The organism is Pseudomonas sp. MWU12-2029 (genome assembly GCF_023242425.1).
In the GTDB taxonomy this organism is placed as follows: Bacteria; Pseudomonadota; Gammaproteobacteria; order Pseudomonadales; family Pseudomonadaceae; genus Aquipseudomonas; species Aquipseudomonas kribbensis.
The window spans coordinates 138,898-153,818 of sequence record NZ_JALJDY010000006.1; the positions used below are offsets into that span (position 1 = coordinate 138,898).

13 protein-coding genes are annotated in these 14,921 nt (G+C 61.7%); 10 read left to right on the plus strand and 3 right to left on the minus strand.

Annotated elements, in window-relative coordinates:
- Positions 1-101: 101 nt before the first annotated feature.
- From M5B44_RS29085 to M5B44_RS16665, 8 genes are all read left to right on the plus strand, one after another.
- A complete protein-coding gene (locus M5B44_RS29085; RefSeq protein WP_412546974.1) occupies positions 102-461 on the plus strand; it encodes a glutamine amidotransferase in 360 nt (119 codons plus the stop codon).
- Positions 462-555: 94 nt separating this feature from the next.
- Positions 556-1,914 (plus strand): glutamine synthetase family protein, encoded by a 1,359-nt coding sequence (locus M5B44_RS16635; RefSeq protein ID WP_011336448.1) that lies wholly within the window; start codon positions 556-558, stop codon positions 1,912-1,914.
- A gap of 56 nt (positions 1,915-1,970) precedes the next feature.
- A complete protein-coding gene (locus M5B44_RS16640; protein WP_248739890.1) occupies positions 1,971-3,335 on the plus strand; it encodes an aspartate aminotransferase family protein in 1,365 nt (454 codons plus the stop codon).
- Positions 3,336-3,506: 171 nt separating this feature from the next.
- Positions 3,507-4,616, plus strand: coding sequence for a polyamine ABC transporter substrate-binding protein (locus tag M5B44_RS16645; RefSeq protein WP_085708996.1), 1,110 nt, complete (start codon positions 3,507-3,509; stop codon positions 4,614-4,616).
- A 187-nt stretch (positions 4,617-4,803) separates the two neighbouring features.
- A complete protein-coding gene (locus M5B44_RS16650; RefSeq protein ID WP_085708997.1) occupies positions 4,804-5,901 on the plus strand; it encodes a polyamine ABC transporter substrate-binding protein in 1,098 nt (365 codons plus the stop codon).
- A 68-nt stretch (positions 5,902-5,969) separates the two neighbouring features.
- Positions 5,970-7,112, plus strand: a complete 1,143-nt coding sequence (locus tag M5B44_RS16655; protein ID WP_085708998.1) for an ABC transporter ATP-binding protein — start codon at positions 5,970-5,972, stop codon at positions 7,110-7,112.
- A gap of 35 nt (positions 7,113-7,147) precedes the next feature.
- Positions 7,148-8,029, plus strand: a complete 882-nt coding sequence (locus M5B44_RS16660; protein WP_170931574.1) for an ABC transporter permease subunit — start codon at positions 7,148-7,150, stop codon at positions 8,027-8,029.
- A complete protein-coding gene (locus M5B44_RS16665) occupies positions 8,026-8,916 on the plus strand; it encodes an ABC transporter permease subunit (RefSeq protein WP_085709000.1) in 891 nt (296 codons plus the stop codon). Before M5B44_RS16660 ends, M5B44_RS16665 begins: the two co-directional genes overlap by 4 nt.
- A gap of 58 nt (positions 8,917-8,974) precedes the next feature.
- Here M5B44_RS16665 and M5B44_RS16670 read toward each other — a convergent pair whose 3' ends face one another.
- A complete protein-coding gene (locus M5B44_RS16670) occupies positions 8,975-9,616 on the minus strand; it encodes an HD domain-containing protein (protein ID WP_248739891.1) in 642 nt (213 codons plus the stop codon).
- Positions 9,617-9,806: 190 nt separating this feature from the next.
- On the opposite strand from M5B44_RS16670, the gene M5B44_RS16675 reads away from it, so the two are divergent.
- Positions 9,807-10,772 (plus strand): GlxA family transcriptional regulator, encoded by a 966-nt coding sequence (locus M5B44_RS16675; protein ID WP_248739892.1) that lies wholly within the window; start codon positions 9,807-9,809, stop codon positions 10,770-10,772.
- A gap of 7 nt (positions 10,773-10,779) precedes the next feature.
- Here M5B44_RS16675 and M5B44_RS16680 read toward each other — a convergent pair whose 3' ends face one another.
- Both M5B44_RS16680 and M5B44_RS16685 read right to left on the minus strand, forming a co-directional pair.
- Entirely contained in the window at positions 10,780-13,191 is a 2,412-nt protein-coding gene (locus tag M5B44_RS16680; protein ID WP_248739893.1) for a penicillin acylase family protein, read from the minus strand.
- 102 nt (positions 13,192-13,293) lie between these two features.
- Positions 13,294-13,872, minus strand: a complete 579-nt coding sequence (locus M5B44_RS16685) for a DUF6436 domain-containing protein (protein WP_114886176.1) — start codon at positions 13,870-13,872, stop codon at positions 13,294-13,296.
- 97 nt (positions 13,873-13,969) lie between these two features.
- Between M5B44_RS16685 and M5B44_RS16690 the strand changes: the two genes are divergently transcribed.
- Positions 13,970-14,920 carry an alpha/beta hydrolase gene (locus M5B44_RS16690; protein WP_085709009.1) on the plus strand — a complete coding sequence of 317 codons (951 nt, stop codon included), beginning with the start codon at positions 13,970-13,972 and terminating at the stop codon, positions 14,918-14,920.
- Position 14,921: the final 1 nt, after the last annotated feature.

Below are 14,921 nucleotides of genomic sequence, written 5' to 3' on the forward strand. Positions count from 1 at the left end.
TGAGCAGGCCGTGTTGTATTTTTTACGGGGGTGTTGTGTAAAAAAATGAACAAGGCTAAGCTCGGGTCAAACCCATAACAGCAATAATACCGGGGTGCTTCATGTCTCGCCTGCCGTTAATCGGCGTCACCGACTGCTCCGTGCAGTGCGGTCTGCATGCTTATCACATCAGTGGCGACACGTCCGTCCGCAGCGCAGCCGACAGCCAGGCTCGCATTCTGCCAGCGATCTCTTTGTCCATGGCGGATCAGGCGCCGGCGTCCGATATTCTGGACGCGGGGAAGGGCATCCTCTTCAGCGGTTCTCCTTTCAATATAGATCTCTTTCCTGCTCCCGGCCTGCACCGCGCCCGTCGCCGTGCCCGTGATTCTGCACACCCTGGATGTGCACAGGAAATGCAACGCCAGCGTAAAGGGCAGGTAAGCTCCTCCTTCATTGTCGATGCGCGGTGCCAGGCGTAAGCCGGTACTGCGCGCAAACAAGCCCCCTTTAACGCGACGCCCCGTGCGTCAAACCTGCCTGACACGTGTCAGGAGACTCAGCCCAGAGGCATTTATGAGCAACAACCTCGACCAGCTCACCGATTGGTTGAAAGACCACAAGATCACAGAAGTCGAATGCATGATCGGCGACTTGACCGGCATTACCCGGGGCAAGATCTCGCCGACCAACAAGTTCATCGCCGAAAAAGGCATGCGCCTGCCAGAGAGCGTTCTGTTGCAAACGGTGACCGGCGACTACGTCGAAGACGACATCTATTACGAACTGCTCGACCCGGCCGACATCGACATGATCTGCCGCCCCGACCAGAACGCCGTGTACCTGGTGCCATGGGCCATCGAGCCGACCGCCCAGGTGATCCACGACACCTACGACAAGCAAGGCAACCCGATCGAGCTGTCGCCGCGCAACGTGCTCAAGAAAGTCCTGAAACTCTATGCCGACAAGGGCTGGCAGCCGATCGTGGCGCCGGAAATGGAGTTCTACCTGACCAAGCGCAGCGACGACCCGGACTATCCGTTGCAGCCACCGGTCGGCCGCTCCGGGCGTCCGGAAATCGGTCGCCAGTCGTTCTCGATCGAAGCGGCGAACGAATTCGATCCGCTGTTCGAAGACGTCTACGACTGGTGCGAATTGCAGGAGCTGGACCTCGACACGCTGATCCACGAGGACGGCACCGCGCAGATGGAAATCAACTTCCGTCACGGCGATGCCCTGTCTCTGGCCGACCAGATTCTGGTGTTCAAGCGCACCATGCGTGAGGCTGCTCTCAAGCACAACGTGGCCGCGACCTTCATGGCCAAGCCGATGACCGGCGAGCCGGGCAGTGCGATGCACCTGCACCAGAGCATCATCGACATCGAGACCGGCAAGAACGTGTTCTCCAATGACGACGGCACCATGAGCCAGCTGTTCCTGCACCACATCGGTGGCTTGCAGAAGCTGATCCCGGAACTGCTGCCGCTGTTCGCACCGAACGTCAACTCGTTCCGCCGCTTCCTGCCGGACACCTCGGCACCGGTGAACGTGGAGTGGGGCGAAGAAAACCGCACCGTGGGCCTGCGCGTACCGGATGCCGGCCCGCAGAACCGCCGGGTGGAAAACCGCCTGCCGGGCGCCGACGCCAACCCGTATCTGGCGATTGCCGCGAGCCTGCTCTGCGGCTACATCGGCATGGTCGAAGGCATCAACCCGAGCGCGCCGGTGGTGGGCCGTGGTTACGAGCGCCGCAACCTGCGCCTGCCGCTGACCATCGAAGACGCGCTGGAGCGTATGGAAAACAGCGCAACCATCGAGAAATACCTCGGCAAGACCTTCATCACCGGCTATGTCGCGGTCAAGCGGGCCGAGCATGAAAACTTCAAGCGCGTGATCAGTTCCTGGGAGCGTGAGTACCTGCTCTTCGCCGTCTGATACGCCGGGCGCGGCGGCCAGCCGCCGCGCCTTCACCGATAACAAGGAGAATTGGCATGACCAGCAACAACCCGCAAACCCGTGAGTGGCAAGCCCTCAGCAGCGATCACCACCTGGCCCCGTTCAGCGACTTCAAGCAGCTGAAAGAAAAGGGTCCGCGGATCATCACCAACGCCAAGGGCGTGTACCTGTGGGACAGCGAGGGCAACAAAATCCTCGATGGCATGGCGGGTCTGTGGTGCGTGGCGATCGGTTATGGCCGCGATGAGCTGGCGGATGCTGCCGCCAAACAGATGCGCGAACTGCCTTACTACAACCTGTTCTTCCAGACCGCGCACCCGCCGGCACTGGAACTGGCCAAGGCCATCGCCGACGTGGCGCCGGAAGGCATGAACCACGTGTTCTTCACCGGCTCCGGCTCCGAAGGCAACGACACCATGCTGCGCATGGTTCGCCACTACTGGGCGATCAAGGGCCAGCCGAACAAGAAAGTCATCATCAGCCGCAAGAACGGCTACCACGGTTCCACCGTGGCCGGCGCGAGCCTGGGCGGCATGACCTACATGCACGAACAGGGCGACCTGCCGATTCCGGGCATCGTCCACATCGCCCAGCCGTACTGGTTCGCCGAAGGCGGCGACATGACCCCGGAAGAGTTCGGGATCTGGGCCGCCAATCAGCTGGAAGAGAAGATTCTGGAAGTCGGCGTCGACAACGTAGGTGCCTTCATTGCCGAGCCGATCCAGGGCGCCGGCGGTGTGATCATTCCGCCAGACACCTACTGGCCGCGCATCAAGGAAATCCTCGCCAAGTACGACATCCTGTTCGTGGCGGACGAAGTGATCTGCGGTTTCGGCCGTACCGGCGAATGGTTCGGCAGCGATTTCTACGACCTCAAGCCGCACATGATGACCATCGCCAAGGGCCTGACGTCCGGCTACATCCCGATGGGTGGCCTGATCGTGCGTGACGAAGTGGTGGCGGTGCTCAACGAGGGCGGCGATTTCAACCACGGCTTCACCTACTCCGGTCACCCGGTGGCGGCGGCGGTGGGTCTGGAAAACATCCGGATTCTGCGCGACGAGAAAATCATCGAGCGCGCCCATGAAGAAACGGCACCGTATTTGCAGAAACGTCTGCGCGAACTGAACGATCACCCGTTGGTGGGGGAAGTGCGCGGAGTCGGTCTGCTGGGGGCCATCGAGCTGGTGCAGGACAAGGCCACTCGCAAGCGTTACGAAGGCAAGGGTGTGGGCATGATCTGCCGCCAGTTCTGCTTCGACAACGGACTGATCATGCGCGCCGTGGGCGACACCATGATCATTGCGCCGCCGCTGGTGATCAGCAAGGCGGAGATCGATGAGCTGGTGACCAAGGCACGCAAGTGCCTGGACCTGACCCTCAGTGCATTGCAGGGCTAAGTGCTAGGCTCTGAGCGATGGAGCTGTTGCGCTGTCGCTCGGAGCAGTTGGAAAGGCTGGTCTTTTCTTGAAAGACCGCCTCGTATCTTGCCAGACTAGCCGCGGTTCCAGTTGTCCGGGTTCGGCCGCTGAACAAAGTGGTTCAAAAAAGAAAAATTTGGAGCATGACGCATGAAGGCATTAGGTAAAAAGCTTGCTGGCAAGACACTTCTGGCCCTGTCCGTCGCGGGCATGATGGCGGGCGCGGTTCACGCGGACGACAAAGTGCTGCACGTCTACAACTGGTCCGACTACATCGCTCCGGACACCATCGCGAACTTCGAGAAAGAGTCGGGGATCAAGGTGGTCTACGACGTATTCGATTCCAACGAAACCCTGGAAGCCAAGCTGCTGGCGGGCAAGTCCGGCTACGACGTGGTCGTGCCGTCCAACAACTTCCTGGCCAAGCAGATCAAGGCCGGCGTGTACCAGGAACTGGATCGCTCCAAGCTGCCTAACTGGAAGAACCTGAACCAGGACCTGCTCAAGGCCGTGTCGGTCAGCGACCCGGACAACAAGCACGCCTTCCCGTACATGTGGGGTTCGATCGGCATCGGCTACAACCCGGAGAAGGTCAAGGCTGCGCTGGGCGTCGACAAGATCGATTCCTGGGACGTGCTGCTGAAGCCGGAAAACATCGCCAAGCTCAAGGGCTGCGGCGTGAGCTTCCTCGATTCGCCGACCGAAATGCTGCCGGTCGCGCTGCACTACCTGGGCCTGCCAACCGACTCCCAGAAGAAAGAAGACATCAAGAAAGCCGAGGACCTGTTCCTCAAGATTCGTCCTTCGATCACCTACTTCCACTCCTCCAAGTACATCTCGGACCTGGCCAACGGCAACATCTGCGTAGCGGTCGGCTACTCGGGTGACGTGCAGCAGGCCAAGTCCCGTGCCGCCGAGGCCGGTGACAAGGTGAAAGTCAGCTACGCCATTCCGAAGGAAGGCGCTGGCAGCTTCTTCGACATGGTCGCCATTCCGAAGGATGCCGAAAACGTTGAAGGCGCCTACAAGTTCATGACCTTCCTGCAGAAGCCTGAAGTCATGGCCGGCATCACCAACGCCGTACGCTTCCCGAACGGTAACGCTGCTGCAACACCACTGGTAGAGAAAGACATCACCAGCGATCCAGGCATCTACCCGCCAGCCGACGTGCAGGCCAAGCTGTATGCCATCGCCGATCTGCCGGCGGCAACCCAGCGTGAAATGACGCGCAGCTGGACCAAGATCAAATCCGGCAAATAAGCCGGTTTGAAGCCGCAACCGCTGGCCGTCGCCTTCACCCGGGCGGCCAGCGGTGCAATTAAATGACAGAAAGTTTTGCTGGAACGGTTTTTCGAGGGTAAGTTGCGCGCCGGTTTTGTTGCCGGGCAACCGTGACTGTCATGCAGCGCGGGGCAACTTGGGCCCAACTAAATTAGAGGACCTCCACTTGCCTATTTTTTCTTCTTTGCGCAATGCCCTGCTGGCCGCTGCCGGCCTGACGTTCGCTGTCGGTGCCCAAGCCGCCGGTACTGTGCATATTTATAACTGGTCGGATTACATCGGCGAGACCACCCTGGCCGATTTCCAGAAAGAAACCGGGATCAAGCCGGTCTACGACGTGTTCGATTCCAACGAAACCCTGGAAGGCAAACTGCTCGCCGGGCGTACCGGCTACGACGTGGTCGTGCCGTCGAACCACTTCCTTGGCAAGCAGATCAAGGCGGGCGCGTTCCAGAAGCTCGACAAGGCGCAACTGACGAACTACGCCAATCTCGACCCGGTGCTGCTCAAGCGCCTGGAACAGAACGACCCGGGCAACCAGTACGCCGTGCCGTACCTGTGGGGCACCAACGGCATCGGCTACAACGTCGACAAAGTCAAAGCCGTGCTCGGCGTCGACAAGATCGATTCCTGGAGCGTGCTGTTCGAACCCGAGAACATCAAGAAGCTGCACAGCTGCGGCGTGGCGTTCCTCGATTCGGCCGATGAAATGATGCCGACCGTGCTCAACTACATGGGCCTGAACGCCAACAGCACCGATCCCAAGGATTACGAGAAAGCCACGGCCAAATTGCTGGCGGTGCGCCCTTACGTGACCTACTTCCACTCCTCGAAATACATCGGCGACCTGGCCAACGGCGACATCTGCGTGGCCATCGGTTTCTCCGGCGACATCTTCCAGGCCAAGCACCGTGCCGAAGAAGCCAAGAAGGGCGTCAACATCGCCTACGCCATCCCGAAAGAGGGCGGCGCCCTCTGGTTCGACATGCTGGCGATTCCGAAGGATTCGGCCAACGTCAAAGAGGCCCACGCCTTCATCAACTATTTGCTGAAACCTGAGGTGATTGCCCAGGTCAGTGATTACGTCGGTTACGCCAACCCCAACCCGGGTTCGGACAAGCTGATGGAGCAGTCCATCCGCACCGACGAAGCGGTTTATCCACCGCAGGCCGTCCTCGACAAGACCTATGTGTCGATCGAGTTGCCACCGAATATTCAGCGTTTGATGACCCGCAGCTGGACCAAGGTCAAGTCGGGTAAATAACGCGCAAACCATCCTGGGTTCGTCTTGCGTGGGCGAACTGCACTCTTTTTTTTCTGGGAGTTTCGTAAATGGCAGTTGCCTCCGGCGCCTATAAGAAAGCCCTCGAGGGCGACCAGACACCGAAACAGGTGCTGGTTAAAATCGACCGGGTCACGAAGAAGTTCGACGAGACGGTTGCCGTGGACGATGTGTCCCTGGAAATCAAGAAGGGCGAGATCTTCGCCCTGCTCGGCGGTTCGGGATCGGGCAAATCCACTCTGCTGCGGATGCTGGCAGGGTTCGAACGGCCCACGGAGGGGCGCATTTTCCTCGACGGCGTCGACATCACCGACATGCCGCCGTACGAGCGACCGATCAACATGATGTTCCAGTCCTACGCCCTGTTCCCGCACATGACCGTGGCGCAGAACATCGCGTTCGGCCTCAAGCAGGACAAGATCCCGGCAGCCGAGATTGACGCCCGCGTGGCCGAGATGCTCAAACTGGTGCAGATGAGCCAGTACGCCAAGCGCAAGCCGCACCAGTTGTCCGGCGGCCAGCGTCAGCGTGTGGCGCTGGCGCGTTCCCTGGCCAAGCGGCCGAAGCTGTTGCTGCTCGACGAGCCGATGGGCGCATTGGACAAGAAACTGCGTTCGCAGATGCAGCTGGAGCTGGTGGAAATCATCGAGCGCGTCGGCGTGACATGCGTGATGGTGACCCACGACCAGGAAGAGGCCATGACCATGGCCGAGCGCATCGCGATCATGCACCTGGGCTGGATCGCCCAGATCGGCAGCCCGATCGACATCTACGAGACCCCGACCAGCCGTCTGGTCTGCGAATTCATCGGTAACGTGAACATCTTCGAAGGCGAAGTGATCGACGACGCCGAAGGCCACGCGACCATCACCTGCAAGGACCTCGACCGGCAGATTTACGTCGGCCACGGCATCAGCACCTCGGTGCAGGACAAGTCCGTGACCTACGCTATCCGTCCGGAGAAGCTGCTGGTCACCGCCGAAATGCCGACCTGCGAATACAACTGGTCCAGCGGCAAGGTGCACGACATCGCCTACCTCGGCGGGCACTCGGTGTTCTACGTCGAATTGCCGAGCGGCAAGCTGGTGCAGTCGTTCGTGGCCAACGCCGAGCGCCGTGGCGCACGTCCGACCTGGGGCGATCAGGTGTACGTGTACTGGGAAGATGACAGCGGCGTGGTACTTCGCTCATGAACATGCGCAAATTCAAACGCCGGCTCAATCGAATAATTCCCGGTGGCCGCCAACTGGTCATCGGGGTGCCGTTCATCTGGCTGTTCCTGTTCTTCATGCTGCCGTTCTTCATCGTTCTGAAGATCAGCTTCGCCGAAGCGGACGTGGCCATCCCGCCGTACACCGAGATCTACACCTACGCCGAGCAGAAGCTGCAGTTGCTGCTGAACCTGGGCAACTACGCGATGCTCGGAGACGACGAACTGTACATCTCGGCGTACCTCGGTTCGCTGAAGATGGCGTTCTTCAGCACGCTGCTGTGCCTGCTGATCGGCTACCCGATGGCCTACGCCATCGCCAGCGCCCGCAAGGAAGTGCAGACGGTGCTGGTGCTGCTGATCATGATGCCGACCTGGACCGCGATCCTGATCCGCGTCTATGCGTGGATGGGCATCCTCAGCAACAACGGCCTGCTCAACGGTTTCCTGATGAGCATGGGCTTGATTGACGAGCCGCTGCAGATCCTCAACACCAACCTCGCGGTGTACATCGGCGTCGTCTATTCGTACCTGCCGTTCATGATCCTGCCGCTGTACGCCAACCTGGTGAAGCACGACACCAGCCTGCTGGAAGCCGCGTCCGACCTGGGTTCGAGCACCTTCAACAGCTTCTGGAAAATCACTGTTCCGCTGTCCAAGAACGGGATCATCGCCGGCTGTATGCTGGTGTTCATCCCGGTGGTGGGCGAGTTCGTGATCCCGGAACTGCTCGGCGGTCCGGAAACCCTGATGATCGGTAAAGTGCTCTGGCAAGAGTTCTTCAACAACCGTGACTGGCCGGTGGCGTCCGCCCTGGCGGTGGTGATGCTGGCGATCCTGATCGTGCCGATCATCCTGTTCAACCGCAGTCAGGCCAAGGAAATGGAGGGTAAAGAATGAAGCGCTTCCGTTTCTCCAGCCTGATGCTGGTGCTCGGCCTGTTGTTCATCTACCTGCCGATGCTGATCCTGGTGATCTACTCGTTCAACGCCTCGAAGCTGGTGACAGTATGGGGCGGCTGGTCGATCAAGTGGTACGTCGGCCTGCTCGACAACACCCAGTTGATGGGCTCGGTGGTGCGCTCGCTGGAAATCGCCTGCTACACCGCCGTCGCGGCAGTGGCGCTGGGTACGCTGGCGGCATTCGTGCTGACCCGCATCACCCGTTTCAAGGGCCGTACGCTGTTCGGTGGCCTGGTCACCGCGCCGCTGGTAATGCCCGAGGTGATTACCGGTCTGTCGCTGTTGCTGCTGTTCGTAGCCATGGCACAGATGATCGGCTGGCCCCAGGAGCGTGGCATCGTCACCATCTGGATCGCCCACACCACGTTCTGTGCGGCGTATGTGGCGGTGGTGGTGTCGGCGCGTCTGCGTGAACTGGACCTGTCGATCGAAGAGGCGGCGATGGACCTGGGCGCGCGGCCGTGGAAGGTGTTCTTCCTGATCACCATCCCGATGATCGCGCCGTCGCTGGCAGCGGGCGGCATGATGTCGTTCGCCCTGTCGCTGGACGACCTGGTGCTGGCGAGCTTCGTGTCCGGCCCGGGTTCGACGACCCTGCCGATGGAAGTGTTCTCGGCGGTGCGTCTGGGCGTGAAGCCTGAGATCAACGCCGTGGCCAGCCTGATTCTGCTGGCGGTGTCGCTGGTGACCTTCATGGTCTGGTTCTTCAGCCGCCGTGCCGAAGAGTCGCGCCGCAAGGCGATCCAGCAAGCCATCGAAGAAGGCGCTGCCGATTCGTGGAAACAACCGGACGTGCGCCGGGCGCAGACGCCGGAAGCGGCTTAAGTCTGCAAACACAAAAAACCTCGCGACCGGTAACGGCCGCGAGGTTTTTTTATGCCCGTCAGGAAACCCAGGGCGACTGGCGAATGACCTCGACGAAATTCATCGGCTTGAACCCCGGCGCCTGATCCTTCAGCACGTCGGTCTTCACATTGCCGAACGTGGTCTGCGGACGATGACGCAAGCCGTCGGCAAACGCGCAGATGATGCACTCCTTGAAACCCTCGCCCCGTGGATGCGCATGCACCACCGCCTCGCGCTGCACCGTGGTGAACGCCGCGTAGTCCATGCCCAGTACATCCATCTCGACACCCGCCGTCACCAGCGCCACGGTCGGACGCAGATGCTTCGGTACGCCCGGCGTGGTGTGCAGGGCGATCGACAGCCAGACCTGTTCGATGTCGTCGTCGCTCAACCCGTAGGGCTTGAGAAACGCCACTGCCGCGTTGGCGCCATCGACTTCGAAGCGCTCGTCATCGCTGCGGTGACCTTCGACCAGACCCAGATCGTGAAACATCGCGCCGACGTACAGCAGCTCCGGATCGTAGGCCAGTTGCCGGCGTTCGCCGCTCAAGGCGCCGAACAGAAACACCCGGCGCGAGTGGTGGTAAAGCAGGTCGGATTCGATGTCGCGGATGTATTCGGTGGTGGCCCGGGCCAGGGCGCTGTTGGGGATCTGGATACCGGCGATGGTCGTGGTCATGTTGAGCTTCCTCGTCGAAAACGCCGTCACGGCGCTGATGGAGAAAGTCTGTTCCCGGGGGCAAAACCGGACAATCGATCCATGGCTGCGATCCTTGCCATTCCACCTGCAAATCGTGCCAGCTCGCTTCTGCCGCGCGGATTGGCTAGGGTTGGCGCTGATCCGCCATTCCCAGGGAGCCGACATCACCATGAACAGAACCGTCGCCATCGTGGTGTTCCCCGGCGTGCAGGCGCTGGACGTCAGCGGGCCCATGGACGTGTTCGCCGAGGCCAATCGCTTCCTGGCGCTGGAGGATCATTACCGGCTCGAAGTGATTGGTGTGGAGCGCGGATTGATGGCTTGCTCCAACGGGCTGACCCTGAGTGCTCATCGGCATTTCAGCGACGTGCAGGAAGCCTGCGATTTACTGCTGGTGGCGGGTGGGCCGCAGTTGCCGTTCCTGGATTTCGGCAGCACGTTCGATGCCTGGTTGCGCGAGGCTTGCGGGCGGGCCCGGCGGTTCGGTTCGATCTGCAACGGTGCGTTCATGCTCGCCCGTGCCGGGTTGCTGGACGGGCGCACGGTCACCACTCACTGGAATGACGCCGAGGCGCTGGCGCAGTTGTGCCCGTCCAGTCGGGTCGAAGCTGACCGGCTGTACGTCGAGGATGACCAGCTCTACACCTCGGCGGGTGTGACGGCGGGGATCGATCTGTCGCTGTACCTGCTGGCGCGTGATTACGGAGCCGAAGTGGCGCTGAGCGTGGCCAAGCGGCTGGTGGTGTTTACTCAGCGCTCGGGTGGGCAGTCGCAATTCAGCCCGTTCCTCACGCCCCACGCCGAACCGACGTCGGCGGTGGCGATGGTGCAGTTGTATGTGCTGGCCAACCTCACCGGCGACCTGACCATCGCCGACCTGGCGAATGCCGCGAACATGAGTGCGCGGAATTTCTCCCGGGTGTTTGCCCGGGAAGCGAAAGTCACCCCGGCGGAGTTCGTCGAACGGGCGCGGGTGGATGCGGCGCGGGTGATGCTCGAAAGCACCACTGCGCCGCTGAAGACCGTGGCGTATCAATGCGGGTTTCGTGATGCGCAACATATGCGCAGCGTGTTCAACCGGAGGCTGGGGGTGACGCCGCAGCAGTTTCGGTTGAATTTTGCGGCGATGGTTTGAGCGGCGCTTATTGCGCCGCTCGCGCCGGCAACAGCTTCAAGGTGCTGCGCGTATTCGCCGTCACCTCTTCATCACTGAAATGCGCCTGCACATACATCCCGTCCACATACGCCTCCGCCTGATCGTCATAGTGGCTGTCGAACGGCACGCCGCTCTGGCCGACCGGGTTGATGGTCAGGCTGTGGGCAGGATCAGCGAAGTCCACCAGCCGCCGGGTCGACGGCCCATAGGTCACCGGCCACGGCGCTGGTCCGATCTTCGCCGAGAGGTTGTTCGGTACTTCATGGGAGCCCGGTGCGGCGAATGGGCCGACATTGAAAATCCGGTCCAGCGGTTTCTGCTGCCCCAGCGGATGACCATGGGTCAGCGTGTGTGCCTTGCCCCATTGCCAGCCGGAGGCATCGTCGCCGAGGGTCTGTTTCAGGTGCGTGATGCTGGCCTGCCACGCGGTGCGCACGGTGTCGGCGCGAGTTTCCTTGCCCGGGGTGTTGCGGTTGTCCCACCACGGTGAGTCGGCGTTCGCCGCCAGTCGCGGCAGCGCTGCGTCGAGCACCCGGGTCGACAGCAGAGTCTCGAACATGTCGTTACCCAGCTCATCGCGCATCGCCGCGTCGGCCAGGTCGTAGAGGAACTGGTTGAACACCGTCGCGCTGACCGAATCCAGCGGGTAGTCGCCTTGCCACTGCGCCAGTTGCTCGACCAGTTTCAGCTGCGCCGGGTCGGTCACCACTTCACGCAGTACCGGCAACAACGGCGCCAGCACGCGCGGGCCATAGCCGGTGGTGGTGCCCAGTTGCAGCTTCTGGTTGGCTTCGTTATCCCACTTCACATTCTTGTCGGCGAGCTGGCGGTTAAGTTGCTGGCCACGGTCGGCGAGGTTGTAGTAACCGGGAATCTCCATGCCGGTCGGCGATACGGGCTGGAAGTTGGCCGAGACGATATAGCCCCGCGCCGGGTTCTCCTCCTGCGGGTTGGCGCTGAACGGGAAGTAGCCGTCCTTGTCCGCCTGATTGCTGCTGCCGTCGAGGATGAACTCGGGTTTGACCCCGGCCGGCCGCTTGGGCAGCAGCGCCGAAGCCCACCAGGCGATATCGCCCTTGGCGTTGGCGTAGACGATGTTCAGCCCCGGTGCCTGCACCTTGGCCGCTGCGGCGCGGGCCTTGGCCAGGGTGTCGGCGCGGTTGAGCTGGTAGAAGCCTTCGAGAATCGGGTTCGGCGTTTCGAGGAATGCCCACCACATCGCGATCGGGGTTTTCCTGGCCGCAGTGCCAAGGGCGTCGTTGACGATGGGCCCGTGAGGCGACTGGCGCAGGGTGATGGTCACCGGCGCCTGGCCTTTCACCGCGATCTGCTGCTCGGTGCTGACCATGTCGGTCCACTGGCCGTGATACCAGACCTGATTCGAGTTGTCCGGATTGACCTTCTCGGCGATCAGGTCCAGGTCATCGTTCTGGAACATGGTCAGGCTCCAGCCGAAATCCAGGTTGTGCCCCAGAAACGCAAACGGCACCAGCGCCTGATGATGGCCGTAGAGTTCAAAACCCGGTGCCGACAGCTGCGCTTCGTACCACACCGACGGCACCGAGAAACGGATGTGTGGATCGCCGGCCAGCAAAGCCTTGCCGCCCTTGCTGCGACTGCCGGCGATCACCCAGGCGTTGCTGCCTTCGAATTGCGGCAGACCGTTGTCGATCAGCGCCTGCTCACTGAGGCGGGCGAGGGCGTTCAGGTCTTTCCAGTCATCGGCAGCGAGGGCCGGTGGAGTGCCGGCGCGGCCCTTGGCGAGCACGCCCTTGGGCTGCCAGTCGAGGTCGAAGACGTTGAGGTAGTCGGCGCCGAGCTGATCGCGCACGTAGGTCAGCAACGGTTCGGTGCGAAACGCGGCAGCGAAGCTGTAAGCCATGTAGCCGGCGACGCTGATGGTGTCTTCGGCGGTGAACGGCCGCTTGGGGATGCCCAGCACGTCGAACTCGACCGGGGCTGCGTGCGAGTCCTGATACTGGTTGATGCCGTCCAGATAGGCTTGCAGGGCCTTCCACGCCGGTGACTGCTTGTCGAGGCCGGCCACGTAACTGGCGGCGCGCTCACGGATGCGCAGGCTGCGGAACAACTTGTCGGTGTCGAGCAGCTTCGGCCCGAGCACTTCCGCCAGTTCGCCACGGGCGAGGCGGCGCATGGCTTCCATCTGGAACAATCGGTCTTGGGCGTGCACGTAGCCGAGGGCGCGATAGAGGTCGGTTTCGTTTTCGGCACGGATGTGCGGCACGCCGCGCTCGTCGTAACGCACCGTCACTGATCCCTGCAGGTTGCGCAACTCCACCTGGCCCTGACGCGTCGGTTGCTTGCTGTACACGTACCAGCCGCCGGCGGCGAGCAGGACAACGATGAGCAAGGCAAGAACGGTGAAGACGCGTTTCATGGTGACTCCTTGTGCATTCGGGATTGCCGCCCGTCGGGCTGCAAACAATTAGCACACGCCTCGTGTGCCGTGCATCGCTGTCCTTGAAATGTCCGGAATGCCTTACTTCGTCTCCACCGGCCACGGGCAGTAGCAACCGACCGCGAGCGTGTGGGTGGCATTCACCGGACGATCATCACTCAACGCCTGCAGGATCGGTTCGATAAAACTGTTGCTGGAGTTACAGGTCAGCCCTTCGCTGTAAGGCCCGAAGTACGCCAGTTTGCCGCTGCGGTCCCAGATCGCCACGGCCGGGCTGGCGGGGATCTGTTCGGAGCCGGGCAGCACCGCGATGGTCTTGAGATTGCTGAGGGTGGCGGGCAACTGACCGTGGCTGCCGGCCTTCTGCACGGCGAAGAACTCCACGCCCTTGGGGCCGAACTGTTCGACCATCTCGGTCAGGTGCTGTTGATTGCCGACGTTGCACGGGCAGGCCGGGTCCCAGAAATGCACCAGGCGGATATTGCCGGGGCCGGCGAGGTCGTCGGGCAGGCGCAGCGGGTCGCCGGAAAACACCGCGGTGTGTTCGCTGAACGCCCGCAGATAGCGGCCCTGAAACCAGTCGTACGCGGCCCACAGCACACCGGCACACACGATGGCGAGCAGGCTGGCAAACAGTGCGGTGCGGTAGGGCGGGCGCATGGTTTTCGGTCCTCGAGAGCGCGCTAGCTTGCCATGCTTGCTTCTACAGATGAATATCGCAGGCCGATAAAGTCTGTTTACCGTTCTGGAATTGCCCATGTCTGTTGCTTTCGATCCCGATCATCTGCGCGCAAGCCTCAAGCCGTTGGCCGAGTGGCAGCCGTTGTCCGAGGAGGCGAAGGCGTATCAGCGGTTCTACCAGACCGACTTCCCGGAGCGCGATGTCTGGCGTGGCATGGGCCGCTTCGACGTCGATGGTTATGAACTCGTCAGCCATTGCTGGTGGCCGGCGGAAACGGCCAAGGCCACGCTGTTTCTGGTGCACGGTTTTTATGACCACACCGGCCTCTACCGGCATGTGATCGAGTGGGCGCTGGATCTGGGGTTTGCGGTGATTGCCTGTGACTTGCCCGGGCATGGCCTGTCGAGCGGGCCACGGGCGAGCATCCGCGATTTCTCCGAGTATCAGGATGCGCTGCAGGGGTTGTTCGCCGAGGCGCGCTCGATTGCGTTGCCGCAGCCGTGGCACCTGTGCGGGCAAAGCACGGGCGGTGCGATCATTGTCGATCACGTGCTCAATCACGGTGAGAACAGCCCGGCCCAGGGTCAGTTGATTTTGCTGGCGCCGCTGGTGCGCCCACGGGCCTGGGGTTGGTCGCAGTTCAGTTATTACCTGTTGCGGCCCTTCGTTCGGGGCATCGCCCGGCGCTTCAGCGAGAACTCCAACGACCCGGATTTCCTGCCGTTCCTGCAGGCCGATCCGTTGCAGCCAAAGCGCCTGCCGACCGCGTGGGTCGGGGCGTTGTCACGCTGGATCAAACGGGTGGAATATGCGAAGAAAAGTCCGCGCCGGCCGCTGATCGTCCAGGGTCAGGCAGACATGACCGTGGACTGGCAGCACAACCTGCAAGTGATGAAATGGAAGTTCGACCGGCCGCAGATTCTGCTGCTGGCCGAGGCGCGGCATCACCTGGCCAATGAAACGGCAGAGATGCGCGAGGAGTATTTCGAGTTCTTGAACAAGCGGATCAAGGGCCGCAATCCCTAGA

Coding starts and splice junctions, on each gene's coding strand:
- M5B44_RS29085 (WP_412546974.1), top strand. CDS start 102: ATGTCTCGCCTGCCGTTAATCGGCGTCACCGACTGCTCCGTGCAGTGC.
- M5B44_RS16635 (WP_011336448.1), top strand. CDS start 556: ATGAGCAACAACCTCGACCAGCTCACCGATTGGTTGAAAGACCACAAG.
- M5B44_RS16640 (WP_248739890.1), top strand. CDS start 1,971: ATGACCAGCAACAACCCGCAAACCCGTGAGTGGCAAGCCCTCAGCAGC.
- M5B44_RS16645 (WP_085708996.1), top strand. CDS start 3,507: ATGAAGGCATTAGGTAAAAAGCTTGCTGGCAAGACACTTCTGGCCCTG.
- M5B44_RS16655 (WP_085708998.1), top strand. CDS start 5,970: ATGGCAGTTGCCTCCGGCGCCTATAAGAAAGCCCTCGAGGGCGACCAG.
- M5B44_RS16665 (WP_085709000.1), top strand. CDS start 8,026: ATGAAGCGCTTCCGTTTCTCCAGCCTGATGCTGGTGCTCGGCCTGTTG.
- M5B44_RS16670 (WP_248739891.1), bottom strand. CDS start 9,616: ATGACCACGACCATCGCCGGTATCCAGATCCCCAACAGCGCCCTGGCC.
- M5B44_RS16675 (WP_248739892.1), top strand. CDS start 9,807: ATGAACAGAACCGTCGCCATCGTGGTGTTCCCCGGCGTGCAGGCGCTG.
- M5B44_RS16680 (WP_248739893.1), bottom strand. CDS start 13,191: ATGAAACGCGTCTTCACCGTTCTTGCCTTGCTCATCGTTGTCCTGCTC.
- M5B44_RS16685 (WP_114886176.1), bottom strand. CDS start 13,872: ATGCGCCCGCCCTACCGCACCGCACTGTTTGCCAGCCTGCTCGCCATC.
- M5B44_RS16690 (WP_085709009.1), top strand. CDS start 13,970: ATGTCTGTTGCTTTCGATCCCGATCATCTGCGCGCAAGCCTCAAGCCG.